Source organism: Chitinophaga sp. Ak27 (assembly GCF_012726295.1).
GTDB lineage: Bacteria > Bacteroidota > Bacteroidia > Chitinophagales > Chitinophagaceae > Chitinophaga.
On sequence record NZ_JABAOB010000012.1, the window covers coordinates 220,105 to 246,666 of the forward strand.

Annotated in this window: 1 protein-coding gene; it reads right to left on the minus strand. The window is 49.9% G+C overall.

What is annotated here, in order from left to right:
* A complete protein-coding gene (locus HGH90_RS29955) occupies positions 1–26,136 on the minus strand; it encodes a Calx-beta domain-containing protein (protein WP_169192634.1) in 26,136 nt (8,711 codons plus the stop codon).
* Between the last annotated feature and the right edge of the window lie 426 nt (positions 26,137–26,562).

A 26,562-nucleotide genomic window follows, 5' to 3' on the forward strand; every position in this document is an offset into this window, starting at 1 on the left:
TTACCGTAATATGGTTACCCAACCTTTGTACTTCTTGATACCACTTTCTTTCCTTACTTCCAGTATATAGTAGTAGGTGCCTTCATTCAGGTTGGAACCATCCCAATCGTTATGGTAATCCTTCGACTGGTACACCTGTCCACCCCAACGGTTGAAGATAAAGATGGCAGCACCCGGATATTTTTCCAAACCACCGATGATGAACCTTTCGTTCTTACCATCGCCGTTCGGTGTAATCACATTCGGGAATGACAAGTCTGACCCTTCTACCGCTATCGTTGATACGCCTACGTTATTGGTGCTATCGGCATCCGGCATATTGGTACTGTAAGCCGTTGCTTCGTTGATCAGCTTACCGCCCTCAATTACGCGGGCTGTCAGCGTCATCTGTACACTAGCTCCTACTGCCAGGTCACCGATATTCCATTCTACCAGCTTGGTGGCTTGCGTTACTATCACATCACCGCGATCTGCTGCTGTATGCGTTGGTATATCCAGTTGTACCGGTAAATGGTCTTCTGCCTTCACGCTGGTGACAGGGATGTTACCCACATTCTTCACCGTAATGCGATATGTCAGGTTTTGTCCCATACGGTAAGGTCCCGCTACCGGTGAAACGATTTCTTTGGTGACGATCAGATCGCCCGCCAGTTTGTCATCGTCTGCAATCGTTACAGTGGCTTCGGTGGCTGCACCTGTTGTGAAGGCGTAGTCGGCCGATTGACCGCCGGTGAGCTTGAACACCACCGTTTCTGGTCCTTCCACTTCGCGGTCGTCCTGAACTATTACCGGAACGACTACACTGCTGGCGCCGGCCGGAATGGTAATGGTACCGCTGATGGCCGTGTAATCTGCATCCGGTGTGGCGCTGCCGCTCATCATATATTGTATGGTGATAGGTGCGGCAGTACGCTTGCCACTTGCCAGGCTGATGGTAAACGCTCCGTCAACATTAGGTTCTGCGGCGTTTGGTTTACTTGCTGTGATCAACAGCCCCAGGTTGGTGTTGTCGTCATCTGCTATGTTTACAGTAGCGGTTTTATTAGCACCTATTGTATAGTTAATGGTGCTGGATTTGCCGCCGGTAACAGTGAGTACTACGGTTTCAAGAGGCTCTATCAAGTCATCGTCTGTTACATTCATTGGCACCGTTACACTGTTTTGACCGGCCGGGATCACCACGGTACCTGTAAGCGCCTGGTAATCGCTGCCTGCCGTTGCACTACCCGCAATGGAGTAGGTAACGGTGATGTCGGCATCCGGTATTTTGCCGCTGGCAAGTTTAATTGTGAATTCACCTGCTGTAGATGGTTCTGCCGCATTGGCCTTAGTAGCGCTGGCTTCCAGGTCCAGGTTGATATCGTCGTCATCCGCGATATTCACAGTAGCGGTGTTGCTGCTACCTGGTGTAAATACCAGGCTGCCTGCTTTACCACCTGTTCCGGTAATAATCACAGTTTCGTTTCCTTCTATCAACTGGTCGTCTATCACAGTTACCGGTATGGTAACACTGTTCTGACCTGCAGGAATTACTACCGTGCCGGTTAAGGCGGTGTAATCAATTCCGCTCTTCGCGGTGCCTGCCACTGTATAGGTGGCGGTGATATCCATCGCTGCGCTTACACCGGTCGGTAAACTGATGGTGAAGCTACCATTGGTAGATGGCTCTGCACCGTCGGTATCCTTAGTAACATTCAGCACCAGGTTAGCATCTACCACTTCATCATCGGTGATGTTGGCAGTGGCGCTACCAGCGTTGGTGAAAGTAAAGTGACCGGAAGTGGCACTGGTTGGTGTAATGATAACCGTTTCAGTACCTTCTATTATCTTATCATCTTTTACTACCACTGGTATCGTGATGCTGTTCTGACCTGCAGGAATAACAACCGTACCTGTCAGTGCGGTATAATCTGCGTTGGCTGTAGCGGTACCCGCAGTCGTATAGTTGATGGTGATGTCTTCTGATGAAGTAACACCTGCCGGTAATCCGATAACGAAGCTACCATTGGTACCCGGCTCTGCACCGTCTGTTCCTTTGGCGGTCAATACCAGCTTGGCCGGAGTGATGCTTTCATCGTCTGTAATATTCACTGTCGCATTACCATTACCGGTGAAGGTAAAGTGAGCAGAGTTTCCTCCGCTGAGAGTGGCAACGACTGTTTCTGTAACTTCTATGATCTGGTCATCTGTCACCACTACCGGGATTAACACGCTATTCTGACCTGCGGGGATCACTACTGATCCTGTAAGGGTCGTATAATCTGCGCCGGCAGTAGCTGTACCTGCCACGGTATAATTTACTGTCACATCTTCTGATGACGTGATGCCTGCAGGGAGGCTCACCTTAAAGGCGCCATTGGTAGATGGTTCTGCACCATCGGTGTCTTTGGCGATGGTCAGTGCCAGGCTGGCCGGTGTAATGCTTTCATCATCGGTGATGTTAACTGTAGCACTACCATTGGCGGTAAACGTGAAGCTATTGGAAGTTCCGCCATTTAAGGTCATGATCACCGTTTCGGTCATTTCAATTACCTGGTCGTCTTTCACTACCACCGGTATTGCTACACTGTTCTGACCTGCCGGAAGAGTGATCGTTCCGGTGATAGCATTGTAGTCTGTTCCGCTGGTAGCGGTACCACCTATGCTGTAGTTGACAGTAATGTCTTCGGAAGAAGCAATGCCAGTTGGCAGGCTGATGCTGAATGCACCGTTTGTGCCAGGTTCTGCACCATCCGCCGTTTTCACTACGCTCAACACGCGATTAGCCGGTGTGTCTTCATCATCGGCGATGTTCACGGTAGCATTACCAGTACCGGTAAAGGTGAAGCTGGTGGATGCACCGCCGTTTAAGGTCATGATCACCGTTTCGGTATGCTCGATGAGTTTATCATCAATTACCGTTACTGGTACATTCACACTGTTTTGACCTGCCGGGATGGTGACGGCTCCAGTGATGGCAGTATAATCTGTACCGGCAGTAGCGGTACCTGCAATGGTATAGTTCACCGTTACATCTTCTGAGGATGCAACACCTGCAGGCAGGCTGATAGTAAACGCACCATTAGTACCAGGTTCTGCGGCATCTGTTGTTTTTACTACTGTCAGTACCCTGTTGGCCGGATCGCCTTCATCATCGGTAATATTTACAGTAGCATTGCCAGTACCGGTGAAGGTGAAGCTGGTAGAAGTGCCGCCATTCAGCGTCATAATCACGGTTTCAGTAGGTTCGATGAGTTTATCATCTATTACCATTACTGGTACGTTCACGCTATTCTGACCCGCTGGGATTGTGATGGCGCCGGTGATGGCGGCATAGTCTGTACCGGCAGTAGCTGTACCTGTGATGGTATAGTTTACGGTTACATCTTCAGAAGAAGCGATACCGGCAGGCAGGCTTATTTTAAATCCGCCATTGGTAGACGGTTCTGCGCCATCTGCTGCTTTGGCAACGGTGAGTACGCGGTTAGCCGCCGTATTCTCATCATCCGTAATATTCACGGTAGCATTACCAGTACCGGTGAAAGCAAAGCTGGTAGAAGTTCCGCCGTTCAGCGTCAGGATCACCGTTTCAGTATTCTCAATTAACTGGTCGTCTTTTACATTCACTGGTACGGTTACACTATTCTGGCCGGCAGGAACAGTGATGGTTCCCGTGATAGCTGTGTAGTCTGCACCACTGGTGGCCGTACCGCCGATGGTATAGCTAACCGTGATGGCTTCGGAAGAAGCGATACCTGCTGGCAGGCTAATTTTAAATCCGCCATTGGTACCCGGTTCCGCGGCATCGGCTACCTTACTTACGGCCAGTACGCGGTTAGCCGCCGTGTTCTCATTATCTGTAATATTCACGGTAGCATTACCTGTGCCGGCGAGCGTAAAGCTGTTAGAAGTACCGCCGCTCAGGGCCATGATAACGGTTTCTGTGTTTTCGATCAGCTGATCATCTATTACAGCCACCGGAACGCTTACGCTGTTCTGACCCGCCGGGATAGTGATGGCTCCTGTGATGGCGGTATAATCAGTACCGCTGGTAGCTGTACCGGCAACTGTATAGTTTACGGTAATCGCTTCGGAAGAAGTGATACCTGCTGGCAGGCTGATTTTGAATGCGCCGTTAGTGCCAGGTTCTGCGGCATCGGCTGTTTTCACAATGCTGAGTGTGCGGTTAGCCACCGTATTCTCATCATCCGAGATGTTCACCGTAGCTGCACTGCCGCCGGCAAAGGTGAAGCTGGTGGAGGTACCTGTTGTGATGGTCATGCCCACGGTTTCTGTACCTTCCAGGATCTGGTCATTGATCACCTGTACCGGAATGGTTACGCTATGCTGCCCGGCAGGGATTATCACGGTGCCGGTGAGCGCCGTATAATCTACGCCGCTGGTAGCGGTACCATTAATGGTGTAGGTTACTGTAATAGGCTCTGATGAAGCTATTGTGCCTGGCAGGCTAATGGTGAACTCACCATTGGTACCTGGTTCTGCGGCCTGCTTCGTAGCCGTTACGTTGAGTATACGGTTAGCCGCAACATCATCGTTGTCGAGTATGTTTACAGTAGCGTTGCTGTTACCGGTGAAGGTAAAGTTGGTAGAAGAACCACCGTTCAGCGTCATCACAACGGTTTCTGTATTTTCAATCAATTGATCATCGATTACCGGTACCTGAACAGTAACACTGTTCTGACCTGCTGTGATCAGGGCGGAAGCGCTGAGCGTGGTGTAGTCAGTACCTGCGGTGGCAGTGCCACTGATGGTATAGTTTACGGTCACGTTTTCAGCAGCGGTAATACCTGCAGGCAGACTAATAATAAATGTACCGTTGGTAGATGGTTCAGCTGCGTCGGCGCCTTTTACCACGGTGAGTACGCGGTTAGCCGCGGTGTTATCATCATCTGTAATGTTCACGGTAGCATTACCAGTACCGGTGAAAGTAAAGCTGGTAGAAGTACCGCCATTCAGCGTCATCACCACTGTTTCTGTCGTTTCAATCACCTTGTCGTCGATCACCGGCACGGTTACAAATACCGTGTCTTTACCGGCCGGGAAGGTTACGGTGCCACTCAGGGCGGTGTAATCCTGTCCGCTGGTAGCGGTGCCACCGATAGTGTAATTTACGGTGATGTCTTCGGAGGCGGTGATGCCGGCAGGTAAGCTGATGGCAAACTGGCCATTAGTGCCTGGTTCTGCGGCGTCGGCCTTTTTGGTGACAGACAGTATACGGTTGGCCGTGGTGTTGTCATCATCTGCAATATTTACCGTAGCAGTACCGCTGGCGGCGCTGGGCACAAAGGCAAAGCTGGCAGAGGTACCATTGGTCAGCGTCATGATCACCGTTTCGGTGTTTTCAATGATCTTGTCATCTGTTACCGTTACTGGTACGCTAACACCGTTCTTACCAGCCAGGATAACTGCTGAACCAGTAAGACTGGCGTAATCGGTGCCATTCACGGCAGTTCCTGCAACCGTATAATTAACAGTGATATCTTCCGCAGCGGTGATACCAGCAGGCAAGCTGATATTGAAGTTGCCATTGGTGCCTGGTTCTGTGGCATCTGTGGTTTTAACTACTGTCAGCGTTCTGTTTCCGCCGTCATCGTCGGTGATGTTCACAGTGGCATTACCAGTACCGCTGAAGATGAAGCTGGCAGAGGTTCCGCCGTTCAACGTGAGGATCACGGTTTCTGTGCTTTCAATGATCTGGTCATTGATCACACTCACCGGAACGTCCACGCTATCTTTTCCTGCAGGGATCACTACGGTACCGCTGAGGGTATTGTAGTCTGCGCCGCTGGTGGCCGTACCTGCAATGGTGTAATTCACCGTAATATCTTCAGACGAAGTTACTCCACCAGGCAAACTGATCGTAAACTTACCGTTTGTAGCCGGTTCCGCTGCGTCGCCTGCATTTTTTACACTCAGTACCCGGTTAGCTATAGTGTTATCGTCATCTGCGATATGCACGGTAGCATTGCCGGTTGTACCGCTTGCCACGAGCGTAAAGCTGGTGGATGTACCTCCTGTGGCCGTCAATACAACGGTTTCTGTATTTTCTATAATCTTATCGTCGATCACGCTAACGGTTACAGGCACACTTGGCTGGCCCGCAGGGATTACCACGGTGCCGCTAAGCGCAGTGTAATCTGTACCACTGGTAGCAGTGCCGCCTACAGTGTAGCTAACGGTGATGTCTTCCGATGCGGTATAACCTGCCGGTAATCCAACTGTAAACATTCCGTTGGTAGCTGGTTCTGCACCGTCTACAGGATTGGTCACGTTGATTACCAGGTTGGTCGCCACGTTATCATCATCCGCAATATTCACCGTAGCGTTACCGCTGGTAAAGCTGGTAACGAAGTTGAAGCTGGTACTTGTACCGCTGGTGAGGGTCATCACCACGGTTTCTGTGGTTTCGATCACCTTATCGTCGATCACCGGCACTGGTACAAATACGGTGTCCTTACCAGCCGGGATGACCACTGTACCGCTCAATGCAGAGTAATCTTTTCCACTGGTAGCGCTGCCGCCAATGGTATAGTTTACGGTGATGTCTTCGGAAGCAGTGATGCCAGCAGGCAGCGTGATGGCAAACTTGCCATCAGTACCCGGTTCTGCGGCATCGGTTATTTTGGTGACAGACAGTACGCGGTTAGCCGCGTTGTTGTTGTCATCATCTGCAATATTTACGGTCGCGCTGCCATTACCTGTTAACGTGAAGGTAGTGGAGCTACCCCCGTTGAGGGTCATGATCACGGTTTCTGTATTCTCTATCACCTTATCATCTATTACAGGTACTGATACTACTACCCCGTCTTTACCAGCCAAAATCACGGCTGTACCAGCAAGTGCGGTATAGTCTGTGCCACTGGTGGCCGTACCGGTAATGTTATAGTTCACCGTAATATCTTCTGATGCAGTATATCCTGCCGGCAATGTAATATGGAAGGAACCCGGAACAGACGGTTCTGCCGCATCGCCCGCGTTGGCAACGCTCAGCACGAGGTTGGCTGCCACGTTGTCGTTGTCGGTGATGTTTACGGTGGCATTGCCGCTACCGGTGAAGGTAAAGCTGCTGGAAGTTCCTCCTGCCAGGGTGGCGATCACGGTTTCTGTAGGCTCTATGATCTTGTCATCTGCCACTGTAACGGGAACGTCTACTGTACCTGCTCCTGCAGGGATGACTACTGTGCCGGTTAAGGCGGTGTAGTCAGCACCTGGGGTGGCAGTACCCGCCACGGTATAGTTCACGGTGATGGCTTCAGCCGTGGTGATACCGGCAGGCAAACTGATCGTAAATGCCCCATTGGTAGATGGTTCCGCGGCATCGCTCTTCCGCACTATACTCAATGCAAGGTTAGCTGGTGTAAGCGATTCGTCATCTGTGATATTAACGGTAGCGGTACCTTCTATGGCGCTCGGTACCAACGTGAAGTCGGTGCTGCTGCCGCCGGTAAGGGACACGACCACGGTTTCTGTAGGCTCTATGATCTTATCATCTTTCACAGTTACCGGCAGGTCAACGCTGTCTTTACCGGCAGGCAGTACGATGCTGCCGCTGAGGGTGTTGTAGTCATCACCGCTGGTGGCTGTACCTGTTACGGTATAGTTCACGGTAATATCCTGGGAAGCTGTATAGCCGGCAGGCAACTTGATGGTAAAGGCGCCATTAGTAGATGGTTCTGCACCGTCGTTCTTCTTCTTGATACTCAGCACAAGCGCTGAGGAGGTATTGTCGTTATCCACGATGTTCACCGTATCGCTGCCATGAGTGCCGCTGGCGGTAAAGTTAAAGTGAGTGCTGGCGCCACTATTCAGTTTCATGATCACGGTTTCAGTTGTCTCTATGATCTTATCGTCGATCACTGTCACCGGCACAATTACCTTGTCGCTGTTAGCCGGGATCACTGCAGTACCGCTGAGGGTCGTATAGTCGGTGCCGTTAACCGCCGTGCCGGTAATGGTGTATTGAACGGTAACATCTTCCGCTACGGTTACGCCGTTAGGCAGGTTAATGCTGAAGCTTCCGTTGGTACCCGGTTCCGCAGCATCGGCGGTCCTGGTTACCGTCAGCGCCGTGTTGGCAAGTGTATTATCATCATCCGTAATGTTCACGGTAGCGCTACCTTTAGCAGGGTCGGGGGTGTATGCTGCACCGCCGGTGCCACTGGTGATGGTCAGGGTCACGTCTTCTGTAGGCTCAATGATCTTATCATCTATCACATTAACGGCTACCAGCACATCCGGATCTCCGGCTGGTATCACCACGGTATTGGTCAACGCGGTGTAGTCTGCGCCGGCAGTGGCGGTACCTCCTACGGTATAAGTCACAGTGATCGGCACAGCTGCGGTATAACCGGCAGGCAGGCTTATGAGGAACTGACCGTTGGTACCTGGTTCTGCGGCGTCGCCATTATTGATAACGCTCAGCATCCGGTTGGTGGGATTGTCATCATCATCGGTGATGTTCACCGTAGCGGTGGCAATGCCGGCGGTGAAGGTGTAGTCCGGAGAAGTACCACCTGTAACGGTGAGGACTACCGTTTCTGTACCTTCTATGATCTTGTCGTCTTTCACGGTAACGGGCACGTCTATACTATTCTGGTCGGCAGGTATTACAACCGTACCGGAAAGGGTGCCGTAATCTGTTCCGTTGATCGCGGTACCGGCAATAGTGTAATTCACGGTTACCGGCTTAGCCGACGTTATGTTAGCAGGCAGGCTGATAGTAAACGCACCATCAATACCAGGTTCTGCTGCATCCGTTTTCTTCGTGATGTTGATCACCTGGTTAGCCGCTGTATTATCATCATCGGTAATGTTCACGGTGGCAGTACTGTTACCAGTGGCCGGTGTGAAGTTAAAGCTACTGCTGGTTCCGCCAGTCAGTGTCATTACCACTGTTTCTGTGCCTTCTATGATATTATCGTTGGTTACAGGTACGGCTACTTTAACGTCCGGTTGACCGGCAATGATCTTCGCGGTACCGGTGAGCGCAGTATAGTCAAAACCTGCACCTGGGGTGGCGGTACCACCGATGGTATAAGTTACGTCGATGTCTTGCGACGCGGTATAACCAGCAGGCAGGCTAATGGTAAATTCGCCAGCAGTACCTGGTTCTGCGCCATCGGCTGTTTTCGTCACCATCAACACGCGGTTAACAGCAGTACTGTCATTATCGATGATATTCAGGGTGGCATTGTTACCTGCCGGATCGGCGGTATAAGTGAACGCATTGGCGTCCGTACCACCTGTCAGATTTAGTATAGCCGTTTCCGTAGGTTCGATAATCTTGTCATCGCTAACGATCAACGGTATAGTAAAGCTGTTGCTATTAGCCGGCAGCTTGATGGCGCTGATGGTGTAGTCGGTATTACGGGCAGCGGTACCAGTCATATTGTAACTGAACGTGATATCAGCGGCAGAAGTATAGCCTGCAGGGAGGCTGATAGTATAGGCGCCATTGGTGCCTGGTTCAGCGGCATCATCTTTTTTCACCACTTTCAGCACCTGGTTCACCGCAGTAGCATCGTCGTCTGCAATGTTAACAGTAACATTACTATTAGCCGGATCTGGCGGGAAGATGTAGGCATTGCCGCCTCCATCTGTTGCACTACCCGAGAGGAGCGTAATGGTGATGTTTTCAGTTGGCTCAATGATCTTATCATCCAGCACATTGATTGGTATCAGTGCATCATTGCTGCCACCCGGAATAGTGATAGTGCTCAGCGCCTGGTAGTCCTCGCCGGAAGTAGCGGTACCGGATATGCTATAGCCAATTGTAACAGGCCATGCGGAGGTAGCTGTGCCGGCCAGTTTCACTCTGAAGCTTCCGTTACCGGCTGGCTCAGAGGCATTAACAGGCGTAACCACCTGTATAGGCGTGCTGGAAGCAGCGTTGGCGTCTATGATATTCACCACTGCACCGTTGCCAGATGGATCTATTGTAAATGGCATACTGGCAGAAGCTGCGTTGATGAGGTTCATTACCACTGTTTCCGGACCTTCAATAATACCATCGTTAATAGCTGCTACATCAATGAACACTTCATTAGAGCCTGCAGGTATAGTGAAACTACCGGCAGGTATCGTCGGTAGACTGTAGTCTGTTGGCGTGGCCGCAGGACCGTTAGCTGTTCCTCCAAGGTTATAGGTGATCACCACGTCATACTGGGCAGTAACGCCTGGTGGCAGGGAAACCCTGTAACGACCATTGGTACTACCTTCTATCGCATCCGACACTTTAGTGAGCAATATTACATTACTGTTAGCCGTGTAATCATCATCCGCGATATTCACTGTGGCAGCGCCTCCACCAGCGGCTACAGTATAGGTAAACTGTGTATCGCTGCCACCGGTGATCGTCATATCCACAGTTTCCGTTGGCTCAATGATCTTATCATCTATCACATTAACGGGTATGGTTACACTGTTCTGACCAGCAGGGATGGTAATAGTGCCAAGCGCCTGGTAGTCAGCGCCCACGGTAGCTGTACCGCTGGTGCTGTAAGCCACCGTAATGTCCCTCGCGGAAGTAATATTCGCAGGCAGGCTTACTTTGAAGCTGCCAGGAGTAGATGGTTCTGCTCCATCAGTATTTTTAGTTACTGTCAGTACCTGGTTGGCGGCAGTGTTGTCGTCATCATCCAGGGTTACCTGGGCGGTGCCGGCGGTTCCGCTTACAGTATAAGCGAAGCTGCCGCTGTTACCACCGCTAAGCGTGAGATTTACTGCTTCCTGACCTTCGATGATCTGATCATCTATTACGGTAACAGGAACATCCACACTATTCTGACCCGCCAGGATGATAGCCGTACCTGTCAGCGCCGTGTAGTCTTTACCACCGGTAGCAGTACCGGCAATGGTATAAGTAACGGTAATATCTTCTGATGGGAAGACGTTGGCTGGCAGACTGATTTTAAACTTGCCGTTGGTGCCTGGTTCTGCGGCATTGCCATTGTTAGTAACGCTCAGTACACGGCTGGCGGCGGAGTTTTCATCATCTGCAATATTCACGGTAGCGGTAGCATTGGCGGGGTCGGCTGTATAAGTCAGGCCTGCGCCGGTACCACCGGTAATCGTCATAATCACGGTTTCGGTATTCTCTATTAACTGATCGTCCTTCACTAATACTGGTACCGATACCGTCGGCTGGTTGGCCGGCAAAGTCACCGTGCCGGTAAGCGCGGTGTAATCAGACCCACTAGTGGCTGTACCAGCAATGGTATAGTTGACAGTGATTGGCGCCGCTGCGGTATAGCCGGCAGGGAGGCCAATGGTAAAGGCGCCATTGGTGCCTGGTTCTGCGGCATCGCCGCCATTGATCACACTCAATACCTGGTGGGCCGCAATGTTATCGTTGTCGGTGATGTTGGCCGTTGCACTGCCGTTGGTAGCGTCGACCGTGAAAGTAAAGCTGGTGCTGGTACCGCCTGTAAGCGTGAGCACCACGGTTTCTGTACCTTCTATGATCTTATCATCTATTACATTTACCGGTATAACTACACTATTTTGTTTGGCAGGTAATACAATGCTGCCTGTCAGGGTTGTGTAATCGCTGCCGTTAGTAGCGGTACCACTAATAGTGTAATTAACGGTTACCGGTTCTGACGAGGACACGATTCCAGGCAGACTTACCTTGAAGCTGCCGTTGCCGGCAGGTTCTGCAAGGTCTGATTGTTTCACAATGCTGAGTACGCGGTTGGTACCTGTATTGTCGTCATCGGCAATGTTCATCGTTTCCTGGCCATTGGTGGGGCTAGGCGCGAAAGTCAGCGTGCTGGTGCTACCACCAGTAACCGTTACGATCACTGTTTCTGTATTCTCAATGAAATCATCATTGATCACATTCACTGGCAATGTGGTGCCATTTGAACCACCAGGGATAGTTACGGTACCACTCAGGGTCGCATAATCTGAACCTCCGGTAGCAGTACCACTTACGGTATAGTTTACGGTGATAGGTTCAGGAACCGTTATGCCTGCCGGCAGGTTAATCTTGAAAGTATTGTTTGTTCCGGGTTCAGCCGCATCGCCTGTTTTGGTGATGCTCAGTACGCGGTTGTCCGGGGTATCATCATTATCGATAATGTTGCCGGTTGCACTTCCTTCAACTGCATCAGGTGTGAAAGTGAAATTAGTGGAAGACCCGCCGGTGATATTGATGATCACGGTTTCGGTACCTTCTATAATCTGGTCATCTACTATATTCGCCACGATGGCTGTTCCTGTGCTTCCAGCTGAAAGGACAGCTGTTCCACTGAAGTGTGCAGGGGTTATACCATTATAGTCAACACCTAAGGTGGCGGTACCACCTATGGTATAATTTATTGTTACCGGTTCGGAGTAGGTAATACCTGGAGCCGGCAGGAAATTGAATCTCAATGTGGCGCCGCCTTCTGCCCCATCACGGGCAAGCTGCACCCTTACAACCCGGTTGGCCGGCGTATCATCATCGTCTGCAATATTCACCGTAGCAGTTTTGGCTGCTGCAGACGCAGTATAGGCAGATGTACCATCTGTGCCGCTGGTGAGGGTCATTACAACCGTTTCTGTTACTTCAATGATTTTGTCATCGTTCACAGTCACCGGTACAGTTACAAAAGGTTGACCAGCCGCTATGGTAGCGGTACCGCTTAATGTAACGTAATCAGCAGTGCTGGTAGCCGTTCCTCCTATTGTGTAGTTCACGGTAACGGGTACAGAAGAAGTGAAGCCTGTAGGCAGGCTGATTTTAAACTCACCTGGCGTACCTGGTTCTGCGCCATTGCCATTATTAACAACGCTCAGCACACGGTTAGCAGCGGTATTATCGTCATCGGCAATATTCGCCGTGGCCGCACCATTAGCGGCGCTAACGGTATAACTGAAGTTGGTAGAGCTGCCGCCGGAAAGCGTCAACGTTACTGTTTCTGTGCTTTCTATTACCTGGTCGTCGATGACTGCAACAGGCAGGATAATGGAGTTCTGTCCTACCGGGATGGTAGCAGTACCAGTTAATGTAGTATAGTCGGTACCGTTAGTTGCTGTTCCCCCAATGGTATAATTCACCGTAATATCCTCGGAAGGAGTAACCGTTCCAGGCAAACTGATCTTGAATGTTGCATTAGTAGCCGGTTCCGCACCATCGGCGGTCTTCGTAATGCTCAGCACGCGGTTTACAGGCGTGTTATCATCATCCAGGATATTCACGGTAGCATTACCGTTGGTAGCGCTGACCGTAAAGGCAAAGCTGGCGCTCGCACCGCTGGAAAGTGCCATGGTTACCGTTTCGGTATTCTCCATCAGCTGGTCGTCGATCACGGTCACTGGCACGGTTACACTATTCTGACCTGCAGGTATGATGGCAGTATTGGTGATGGTGGTATAGTCGGTGCCGTTAATCGCTGTACCGCCAATGGTGTAGGTGACGGTAATAGGCTCAGCAGCCACAATGTCGTCGGCTGTGGTAGCGCCTTTCGGCAAACTGATTTTGAACCGGCTGTTGGTACTTGGTTCAGATGCATCTCCTCCGTCGTTGGTCACGCTGAGGATACGGTTGCCACCGGTGTTATCATCATCAGCGATATTGGCAGTGGCACTGCCATCCGTGCCGCTGATGGTGAAAGCAAAGCTGGTGCTGGTACCGCCGGTCACCGTTGCAATGACAGTTTCTGTATTCTCGATGATCTTGTCATCGACAACGGTGATGGGCAGAGGAATGCTGTTCTGTCCAGCAGGCAGCACGATTGATGTTCCCAGGGCGGTGTAGTCAGCGCCACTGGTAGCGGTACCGGAGGATGTATAGGCTATGGTTATATCTTCGGAAGAAGTGATATTGGCAGGGAGCCCGATGGTGAATTCCCCGTTGGTGGACGGTTCTGCGGCATCCGTTTTCTTCTTGATACTGATCAGGCGGTTAAGTGCTGTATTATCATCATCCGCGATGGTAACAGTAGCATTACCATTGGTACCGCTGGCAGTATAGTTGAAGCTGGTGCTGCTGCCACCGGTAAGCGTTACCACTACCGATTCGGTATTTTCAATCACCTGGTCGTCGATTACATTAACAGGCACCACCACGCTGTCTTTACCTGCCGGTATAGTTACCGTGCCGGTAAGGGCAGTATAATCAGCCCCACTGGTGGCTGTACCGCCTACTGTATAGTTGACGGTAATGGCTTCGGTAGGTATCACACCTGCCGGTAAATGGATCGTAAATTCACCGTTGGTACCCGGTTCAGCGGCGTCGGTCTTCTTAGTGATGCTCAGTACCAGGTTGGCCGGTGTATTCTCATCATCAATAACATTCACAGTTGCACTTACCGCACCAGTAGTTGGCGTCAGGGTAAAGTTGGTTGAGCTACCACTGGTAATGGTGGCGATTACGGTTTCTGGTTTTTCCAGCAACTGATCATCCAATACCAGCACTGGCAGGGTTACGCCAGGCTGACCTGCAGGAATCACAATCGATCCGCTGAGTGCCACATAATCTGCACCTGGAGTGGCAGTACCGGCAATAGCATAGTTAACGGTGATATCTTCAGATGAAGTAACGCCTGCCGGCAAACTGATATTAAAGGCGCCGTTAGTGGCGGGTTCTTTAGCATCCTTGCTCCAGGTAATACCTACCGTAGTTTTAGCCGGGTCATTGCTGTCGTTATCGGCAATGTCCAGTGAAGCAGTTGATTGTGTGCTGCTGATATTATAAGCATCGCCACTGATGGTGCCTATGGCGCCGCTCAGCGTAACGTTCACATTTTCTGTTATTTCCAGGATGTTGTCGTCGGTCACTGCTACAGGCAGGGATATACTATTGCTACCAGATGGGAAGGTAACCGTACCGGTGAGCGTAGTATAGTCGCCGCCGTTGGTGGCGGTACCACTCACCGTATAGTTCACGGTGATGTCTTCGGTTGCGTTTACTGTCCCAGGGAGACTGATTTTGAAGGAACCGTTCTGTGCTCCCTCTTTACCATCCTGTACTTTGGTGATAGCCAACGTTTGGTTCACAGCTGTCAGGCCACCGAAAGTGGAGAAGCTCTGTATACCGCTGAATTCAACATATTCCACCCCATCCTGCTGACCAGTAGCCGAAGGATTCAGTGCTGTAATATTAGCCAGTCCTTCAGGGGCCAGGTCGGCCAGTGTGGCAGCGATATCGCCGGTGTGTTTGAACCACGTCCAGCGTTGGGTACCGGTTACACCACGGGTGCCGGAAAGCATATTTTCTGCATTGGTCTTTTCAGCCGGGTTCCAGAAGAAGCGAACGGTAACACCGCCGTTCTGCGTCAGGGCAGCACCGGTGTAGTTGATCTGCAGAAGCCTGCGCATCAGCTGCGTACCATAATCGGTACCGCTGTTTTTGCCCAATGCGGTATTCATGTCCCTGTTTACATCTACCAGCGCCGACAGTTTTGAAACATCCATGGTATTGCCATTGAGGGCAATAGAGGCAATGTATTTATTAGCGTCTGTAGGATCGTAGAAATACAGGGTATCGTTGCTGATACAGGTGGCGGTGACTGTCCTCACTGTCGCATCTGGTACCAGGTTAGCGGTACGTTTCAGGTGGCTGGTAACAAGTGTAAACACAACGCCATCTTTCAGTCCACTCACATTTTCAAAGCTCACGATGTTGCCGGCAAAGTTGGTTGCTGGAATTTCAGTCACCGTACCAGTAGCAAAGTTACCGTCACCATCTTCGTCCACCATGATCGTGAAATCACTGGCATCGGTACCCGTTGTGGTGATACCAGTCAGGTCAAACTGCATGCTGAGCGGCTGTGTGCTGATATCGTAATTGGTGAATTGTGTTTTCCATTCTTGTGTGAGACGTTCAGGGATACAGCTGCCCACTGGCAGGTCTGTTCCTGTTACGGTAAGGGCATTGCTGTTGCTGCCTAGGAGGAGGTAACTTTTATCTGCGCCGAAAGTATTGGTGTTATCCACATTGGTGGCAGCAATAGTACGCATGCCAACCGTCAGGATGGAACCTGTATGAACGCTGCGGGACTGTTTCTGTACCAGCGCTTCGCGGTCATCGCGACCAATACCGAAGATATTATTTTTATAAGTGCTGTTAGTTGTGGCGTTCCAGATCACGGAACCATCTGTAGCGAGGTAGTTCTGTGCGGTGCTTTGGTCGAGCGTAATACCATATTTAACACCGAGGTAGGATTCTACCTGTTGTGATTCGGTGGTGGTAAGGGCCGATTTGTATACGATTACTTCAGGGATTTTACCATTGAAGATACGGCCGTCGAAGCTTGTACCATCAGTAGTGCGGCCACCGATTTCAAAGAAACCACCATCCGCTCCCGTGGCAAGATTGCCGCCGATTGGACCTTGTTTACCATTCAGCCACACGCTTCCCCCCTGCGGATTATTTGTACTGATATAAATACCCCTGGCGATGACAGGTCCGGTGTAGGTAGCCGTAGTGTTACCCATGATAGATCCAGCGGCATCCAGGCCAAAAGTATTGGTGTTTGTATAAATTAATCCTCTACCGGAAGCGCCTGTTGCCGTCCAGTTTCCGTTGGAGGCGAAGACCCCTCCCAGGTTAGCACCGTTTTGAATCGCGCCTTCCTGTCTAGCGACGGAGAAGATAGACAGGTTAGCAGAGGTATTCCAGTTAACGCCGGCATCTCCTTTGAGAGATTTGCCCAACGCGCCGCTGAAATCAACAGCCGGGTTAAAGTTGATACCGTTTGGTACCTGAACAACGTCTGCGGAAGGAGCAATGGCATCTGTATGTGCAACCGGGGCTGCACGCAGTTCGGTAGGCATCGTAGTCGCCTGGTTCAGCCATTGCTGCACCTGGTTAGCGCCATCTACCTGCACATCTGCATTTGCTTTCACCCACAACATTTCATTGGCTACGCCACCTGGTGCAGTTACATAGCTGGCGAAAGTAAAGTATTGTCCATTAGTCAGATCCAGGTTGGCGGTATAACTAGCCACACCGTTCACATCGTTGGTAGACAGTTGTATAAATTGGTCGGAACCGTCAAACGTAGCGTCGTTGCTCACTACCAGGTAAGGTGTGGTGGCAGTTTTTGGCAACTGGTCTTTCCGTACCGCAATATTCACGGTACCTACGGTACCGGATTCCTGTACTTTCCAAACTCTCGCCATACGGGTGGTCACAGCTGGGTTACCAGTGATAGCGGTGGAGAAAGCGGTGCTGGCGCCATCGTCGCCCCACACCATATATGACTTATCTGCGGAGAAAGTATTGGTATTGCTGCCGTTATCTGCCGCAATGCCGCCGAGGCCCACTATGGGCTGTAAGCCCGTGTTGATGTTCTGGCTTTGCTTCTGCGTAAGGCCTTCTACATCATCGCGACCGATACCGGTGATATTATTTTTATAAGTGGCATTAGCCGTGGCATCCCATACTTTGGTGGTGCCATCGGTAGCCAGGTAATCAATCGGAGTGGTTTGATCTATCGTATAACCATACTTGATAGCCAGGTAGGTAGATACGCGCTGTTGCTCGGTAGCTGTTAACGCAGTCGGGTATACGATAATATCTCCCATGGTACCAATCCATGCCTGCGCGCGGTCCCAGGGCCATGCACCTATTCCGGCATCAACGTTACCAGTATTCCACGCCTTAGCTGCAGATCCCAGCGATTTCATTTTGCTGTACAGTGTAGCAGTGCCGCCATTACCGGCCCACACACCCACCATTTCATTAAACACTCCCGGTTGCCAGTTTCCAGCCGGACTTGTCACATCATTAGCCCATCCCACAAAATCGGCTGTTCCATTTCCACCTACAAGTGCGAGACCTGTACCCTGGCTAGTTGCACCTGCACCGTAAGCGAGAATAAACTTATTGCCTGCGCCGGTGGTGGCTGCACTACCAGTGCCGAAGAGTGTTCTTGCAGCAGTTCCTATCGGCAACTTAGTGATATCCAGGCCCATAAAATCAGTACCGTCAAATTTTACCACCGGGTTAAAGTTAGCGTTAGCCGTCGCGTTGTTCATATACAGCGGCTGATTGGCAACGGTAGCTTGCGTAGCGTTGTTCAGGTCAGAGGCATAGTCGGTCCAGCCATTGATAGCTGTGCTATCTGTTGTACTGGAGGTACCTGCATCTGCACGTAACCAAAGGGAAGTACCCACTACCCCACCTGGCGTTTTAATAGCCGCGCCGTAGGTGAAATACTGGCCGCTGGTCAGGTTAACATTGGCAGCATAGTGTTTCACACCGTTGAGCGTCATGGCGGTTACCGGGATGTAAGTATCGCTGCCATCGAAAGTAGCATCATTACTGATGATAAGGTAAGTCTGCGCAGCATTGGGCAGTGCGTTGTAAGGCACGGCTACCTGTACAGTGCCCACCGTACCGGTTTTTTGTGCACGCCATACTCTTGCCATGCGGTAATTGGCTACCGGGTGACCGGTCAGCGGTGTTTTAAAGAGACTACTGTTACCGTTGTCGCCCCATACCATGTATGATTTATCGGCAGTAAATGCATTGGCATTACTGTTGTTTGTTTCTGAGAGATTATTCAAACCGATGGCCAGTTGCATACCGCCGGTTGTATTGCGGGATTGTTTCTGGTTCAGATCTTCTGCATCATCGCGGCCAATACCGGTGATGTTACTTCTATAACCGCTGTTGGCGGTGGCATCCCATATGGTATTTCCATCGGTGGCTAGGTAGTTGCTGGCGCCATTGTTCAACGTAATACCGTACTTGATAGCCATATAGCTATTCACCTTTTGTTGTTCAACCGGCGTAAGCGGATTGGTATATACGATGAGGTCGCCCATGCGGCCATTATAGGAGGTAGGGCTTGATGCCCAACCCAATTGGAAGCCGCTGCCATTACCGGTGAATATGCTGGTATTATTACCGTTGGCTACATTCAAGCCATTCCTGTAAATGGATTGCTTGTTAGCGGCCAGGCTAATATCACTGGTTGTTGTCCAGAGAACAACAGAGTCATTGATGTTACCTGCGCTGTAAGTCAAACGGTTACTAACATAAGGAGCATCCCAGTACACAACATTATCTCCCCAGGTAGCGTGTAACGTAAACTGGGTGCCTGTTCCGGCAGGTTCGGTAAATACAACCGTGTTAAGATTAGTTGCCTGGCTGCCCGCATAGAATGCAGCAGCAGCATTGTAGGTACCATTTTTCAGGAAGGAACTACCGGTCATTGCATTAGGCGCACCGTTAAACCTTACTACCGGGTTAAAGTTCAAGTTCACTGCGGCATTATCCCTATAAATAGGCTGGTTCGCCGGTGTAGCCTGCGTTACATTATTCCCGTTGGGGCTATAATCATTCCAGCTGCTGATCGACATACTGTCGGCAGTAGCAGAAGTAGCAATATCCGCACGTAACCATAACAGGTTGCCGCTGGCTACACCACCCGGATATTTCACCGCTGCTCCAAAAGTGAAGTAGATGCCATCGGGTAGCTGGCTACTGCTAAGGGTGATGGTCTTATCTGCATTCAATGGCAGCTCTTTGCTGATCGTCGCAAAAGTAGGATCTGTGCTGATCAACATATACACTTTGCTACCCGTTGCATTGGCCTTCAAGGTTATGTTCTGATCCGTCCAGTTGGTTTTGCCTACCTTCCAAATACGCGGCAGGCGACGGGTGGCATTGGTACCGCTTACAACTGTTGTGTAAGAGGTAGCAGACTGCCCATTATCTCCAAATACCAGGAATGATTTATCGTTGGTAATAGTATTGCTGTTCTGTTCGTTGGTCAGCGGAATATTGCTGCCCAGTGAAAGCGTTACAAACCCGGTATCTACGCTGAGTGATTGTTTGGTATTCAGTGCAGTAGCATCATCTCTACCAATACCTGTAATACGGGCTTTATAAATAGGATCAGCTGTCCAGTATTTGGAGCCATCAGTAGCCAGGTAATCCGTGGCCCCATTGCCGATGGTAATACCATATTTAAGGCCCAGGTAGGATTCTACGGACTGGCGCTCTGCATCAGATAATACGCGGTTGTAGGCGATCACCTCTCCCATATTACCCATCCAGTAAAGCCCCCTGGCAGCTGTAGTACGGGATCCAATAGAGATAAGATTGGCGGTGAGTGGTGTTAAATTGATGGTACCCTGGTTGTCAAAGGTGTAATTTCCAAAAATACGAATTCCGTTCGGGGTATTATTGGCTTGGGTGGCACTAAAAATATAAGGTTTATTGGGCAGATAGGTATTAAGCCCGCCTATGCCCACTACTGATGCGGCATTCTCCAAATACTGTATCTGCCCGGTATTAACGACCCGGAACTCCATTCCATGGGAACCGCCTACAGCACCACTACCAACAAGCTCTCTTGCTGATGCAAAGCCCGAACCGCTACCTACCGCAAAAACGGTGGCTGTAGCAGGGTCAATGCGCGTAGTAGTTATATCCAGGAAGTCATCTGTGCCATCGAATACGAGGCCGTAGTTGAAGTTGAGCGCTTTCGCATCAGTGATAGGCTGACTGCTCACCACGCCCTGTGCGGCGTCATTACCTTTATTACTATAGTCGCTCCAGTTGCTGCCGCCGGATATACCATCATCTGCACGTAACCAGAAGCTAACTCCATTGTTAACGCCATTAGGACCAGTAACATTTTTTGCAAAAGTAAAGTAAGCGCCATCGGCCAGCAGGTTGCTGTTGAGCGTAACTATACCATCGGCGTTCAGCGCATAGGCCACGTCGCCGGTACCGAAGGTGTTGTCGGTGCTTACCAACAGGTAAGTCCGTGCATTACCACCGGCAAGTTTTATAGTGATATTCTGGTCTGCCCAGTTAGTCTTCTGTGCTTTGAAGACACGGCCCATGCGGCTGTTGACTTTACTGATACCGGTAACCGGTGTTTGGTAAGTTGTTGCACCGGCATCATCTCCGAAAGTGAAGAAGGAAAGATCATTAGTAATAGTGGTTGCATTGGCCTTATTGGAAATTGCCACGGAGGCACCCGCTGCGATAGTCACGATACCAGTATCGGCAGCCACAGATTGTTTCTGCAGCAACATCCCCCTGTCATCACGGCCAATACCAGTGATATGTTTGGCATAAGCACCACCGGTAGCCGTCTTCCACATAGTAGTAGTACCATCGCTGGCGAGGTAATCCACCGGGGTATCTATACCTAATGTAAGGCCATAGCGCAACGCCATATAGGATTGTACCTGCCGGCGTTCTATTGTGCTAAGCTTGCGGGAATATAATATTACTTCAGGTATATCGCCATTGAATACAGCATTATGACCAGCACCGATATAATCCCGATTACCAACCGGCGACAGGAAGTTTACAGCGTTGGTATTATCTGTTAGTAATACTTTGCCATCAATACCGGCTGCCCAGTCATTGGTGGCACTCCATATATTGAGCATATGTGAATTACGCACATTTACGCTGCCGGGGTATGCAAAGTTTCTACGCGCCGTGCCCGAGCCAAAGTAGGAATATTGATTGTTATTACTCCATACATATACACTCTGACCACTTACATAAGTTCCTCCAAATTCAAAAGGATAACCAACAGCAGCACTGGCGGCATCAATATTGGATGTTTGAACAGAAAATATTTCGCCAGCAGTAAAAGTATTTGCTACCTCCGGCTGTTGTATGAAATAGTTGCCGTTGGGGCCAGTACCTACGAAACCGATAGCCGGGTTAAAATTAAAGGAAGCTTCTTTCCAGGAGAGGCCACCTCCGTTAACAAGAGTCCAGGTACGACCGGAAGCACTCAACTCTTTCCATTGCGTAGCGTTATTCCCTCCTGCTACTGCGCTATCTGCCCTGGTCCATACTTCCAGCCCTGCTCCCACACCAGCCGGAGCTGCCTGCGTACTCGCGAAAGTGAAGTAGGCACCATCTGGCAACTGGTCGCTATCCAGTGTTATCACACCATTTGCATCCAGTGCATATGATTTATCGCCTGCACCAAAGGTATCGTCATTGCTCACTAACAGGTAGGTGGCATTATTTCCCCCGGTAAGTGATAAGGTAACAGGACTTTTAACCCAGTTGGTTCGGTCTGTTTTATAGATACGCGCCATGCGCACGTTGAGATTACCCAGGCCGGTAACTGCCTGGCTATATGTAGCCGGCTGGCCGTTGTCACTGAAAGTAAAGAAAGAAAGGTCATTGGCGATGTCAATGGCATTCTCAGCATTGGAGGCGGCGAGGCTGCTTCCTATGCCAATGGTTACATTAGCTCCATCGAGTTGTGAGCGGCTTTGCTTCTGCAACAAGGTACCATTATCATCTCTACCAATACCGGTGATGCGTTCACCGTAACCGGTGTTTTTAGTGACAGTCCACATCCGGGTAGTGCCATTGCTGGAGATATAATCAACAGGAGCACCAGCGCCAGTTTTCAATGTAAGCGCGTATTTCAGGCCCAGGTAACTGTTCACCTGCGCACGTTCAGTGGCGTTTAACTGCCTGTTGTAGAAGATCACTTCTGAAATACGGCCATTGAAGATAGAGTTATGTCCTGCACCGATGGCGTTGTTTAGCGCAGCTCCCCTCGAAAAATTAACGGGGAAGCTCGCGCTACTACCCATTGTTTTACCATCAAAATTCAATGACCAGCTGCCAGGGGCACTCCAGTTATTTAATAAATGTGGCAGTTGTATATTAATGCCAGGCAATCCATAGCCAGGTCTTGTAGTAGTACCGAAGTGCGTATAGTGACTACCGTTATATACGTAGAACGGCGCTCCGCCTGCTACTGTTGGGTCACCACCAAATTCAAACGGGAAACTCACCGCCGTAGAAGTACCCGGCAGGTTAGATAACTGTACAGAAAATATTTCACCGGCAGTATAACCTTCAGTAAATTTCGGCACCGTGAAATAGTTATTTCCTGCGAAGCTGATTGCCGGGTTATAGTTAATGGTATTCTTTTCCCAACCTATGGGTATATTAGAAGCATTAACCGGCCATTCCCGCTGTACAGCCTGATCCTGCCATTTGAGAATACTGCCGTCAACCACTGATGTGCCGGCATCCGCTTTTACCCATGTCTGCAAATTAGTCGCTACGCCACCCGGATATCGTTGTTGCTGGCCGAAGGTAAAGTAAGCGCCATTAGCCAGGTCTGCACTGCTCAGTGTCACCATTCCCGTACTGCTCAGTTTCAACTCCTTGGTAACTGTACCAAAAGCAGCATCTGTACTGATCAGCAGATAGTTATTCCCTGCGCCGCCTGCGAGCTGCAGCGTTATCTGCTGGCTGTTATCCCAGGAAGCGGTTTTCTGCACGCGCCATACGCGGCTCATACGCTGGTTAGCGTTGGCGCTGGTAACTGCCGTAAAGTAACCGGTGTTTCCTCCATTATCGCCAAAGGTGAAGAAGGCTTTATCCTGGGTGAAATTATTGCTGTTAGCAGCATTGGAAGCGGCAATCGCATTTCCCAGGGCAATGGTCACCATACCGCTATCCTGGCTCAGGGATTGTTTCTGGCTCAGCATACTGCAATCTTCACGGCCTATACCCGTGATACGTGTGCCATAACCTGTGTTGGCAGCGGCAGTCCATATCTGCACAGTGCCGTCGCTGTTAATATAATCTGTTGCGCCGGAATTAAGGGTGATACCATATTTGAGCGCCATATAAGATTCAATGCGCTGTATTTCGGCCGCTGTAAGATCACGGTTATAGATGAATACTTCCGGGATAAATACCTTTGAATACTCCGAGAAAGTAGCGCCGCCAACGTCTAATGTCCAGGCAGTACCATCTGCGGTGGGACCGTTTTTCACTACCGTACCATTGCTTTTAAAGGCATAAGCGCCGCTGGCCGCTCTTTCAAAAGAGTAGAGTTTGCCTTTGGCGGTGATTGCATTACCTGTGTTCAGCCATCCTTCCACATATAAGCGGTTTTCAAACCCAGCATGCCATCCCATTAATTTATTTCCACTGGAGCTATTAAATACACGACCGTTCTGAGAACCTTCCAATACGCCCATACCCATAATGGAATAAGCACCAGACACGGCTGCCGAAGCAGGCGCCAGGTGCGCATCGTTACCATCATAATAAATAGCGGGGTTGAAGTTGACCATACCGGTGGTATTGTCCGGATCACCGACCACCGTCATATGATTGGCGTTACCAGAAATATCTCCCCAGTTTACGCCATTCACAGCCTGATCCGCCCGGTACCAGGCTACTACGCCATTACTCACACAGGCAGGCCCTTTCGCCGCCATTGGAATTCCATTACTAAACTCGGATGTACCACAGGTATTGGCTGGAATGCGCAGCGTGGCTGTCCAGAAGCCCAGCCCGGTAGCACCCGGACCAGCATTGTATGTAATTGTTTGTGTAGAAGTGCCTGCAGATAATCCTGTTAAAGTAGTAACATAATATTGCCCGCTCGTTTTGTTCGTAGCGGGATCGTTAGCATAAATGTCTACCGTGTATTGCGCACCTGCAGTTATAGTAGGTATCGTTAGTTGCAGTTGGTACTGCCCTCCGCCCAACGCTGACGACGATACCAGTACCGGCGTCTTCCCGGCGGCATTGGTGTAGCTACAGTTACCACCCTGCAATGAAATACCGGCAGCGGCATTATTATAAATAGAGTTTTTAGAGATAAGCACATTAGTCGGTGCAACGTTAATAACGCCCGCCCCGCCATTATCATGTATCACACAACCGCTCACTTCCGCGTTCGTAACGTTGGCGGCGCCATAAAACCAAACAGCGTGATTAGCATTGTTCACCAGCGTGTCGCCTTTAATGCCTACATCTGTAGCCCCGGCGGCGCCGCTCACCACGATGCCCGAACGTGTCTGGTTATAGAACGCTGAGTTGATGATGTCTACATTGGTCCTGGCAGCATTGTTGTAAAATTCGATGCCATCCATGTTATTGGTGAAGGTAGCATTGGTCAATTGGAAATTGGTGGTTGCCGCAGCCGCATAGATACCATCTACATCAAATTCGTTAAAAGAAACCTTGTCAATTGTCACTCCCGTAGCTGCTGCATAAAAAGCAATACCTACGTCCGCATCATCTGTATTGGCAAGCTTATCTCCGTTCAACACAGAATTCGTGCAGTTAAATCCGTTGATGGTACTTTCAAACCTAATACAGGCATTTCCTCCATAGAGCCCCGGTACCCGGTTCTCGACTACTGTTTTATTGATAGTTACTGTACTTGCAGCGCCATTAAACCAAATGGCGTGAATATCATTCTCATTAATATTAATGGTGTCCAGTGTAATATTGCTGGCTGTATTGTCGAAACGGATGGCATAGTCCCCATCGTCATCTGCTCCGATCACATCCATATCTATAGTAGTACGATTGATATCAAAATTAGTAGCAGGATAATCGCAATAAACACCCAGCGACACGCCACTCCATAAACTATCAATGCTCACATTCCTGAACAGCACATTGTTTGCCGTTTCCACGGGGCCGGCGGTATTATCAAACACCACGCCGTTCTGAAAGCCGCTGATATTACTGTTGGTCAGTGTAAATCCGTTTACCCCTGCATCCCGGAATACGATCCCCTCTCCTCCACGTGTATTGTTGGCGGTACTGAGCTGGATGTTATCCATCGCAAGATTGGTCTGTGTACCACCGGTAAAATAAAAAGCCCTTCCAATAAATCCACTATTGGCAGGCTCCACGTCGGTGGAAGAAATATTTCTCACCGTCAACCCGGTAGATGCCCCCTGCACTCTCATGAATGCGTTCAGGTAGTTCCCTACGGTACTGAAAGAACGTATATTGTCAATCGTGATCCCCGTTGTATTCGGGAAAATATCTACGTTGATGTCCCCGTTATTCTGTACGATGAAATTCCGGATGGTCACACTATCCGCATTAATCACAAAAGGATTGATAACAGAATTAGTACCGGTAGAATACAGCGTGATCCTATTCTGCCCGTCGATCGTCAGCTTTTTAGCTGTAATAGTGGGCAAAGAGGTAGCCAGCGTAATCTGCCCGTGCACATTGAACGCGATATCATGCGGACCAGCGCCGGCGGCATTGGCATCGAGGATAGCCTGTCGGAATGAACCAGGCCCCGCATCATTCGTATTTGTGACAGGGAAAGTGTTAGCTGTGGCGGCAACAGTCATCGTCATGCCAACCAGGGCCAGTAACAATCGCTTGCAATGCTTGCTGAAAAACCTTGAATCGGGATTCATAACATTATTTAAGAGGGACATCATGCAATCAACATTGGGTAATAAGGGGCCGGATCCACTGTGTTACACACAGCAAACCAGGAAAGATTCCTTTAGAAATCTTTATATGCTAAGGGTACGATATGGTTGTTTGCCACGACCTACGGCTACTCTCTTCAGCCTATACGATCAAACACAAACAGTACTTATTTTACGAATAATGAAATTTGAAACAGCGGGAAAAAATAGGGTCCGCATGTAATGACAATCGCGTAAAATTCCACATAGGAAAGCATTAAGATTAGATAAAAAGGATACGGGCATTATATTATCGGTACGTTCTATGATTCACAGACATGTTCACACGACTCCACGGAACAAGTCTTGCAGCGAAAGTAATTAAACTATCTTTTCATGATTGTCGTTGTAGTTCGATGTACATGTAGT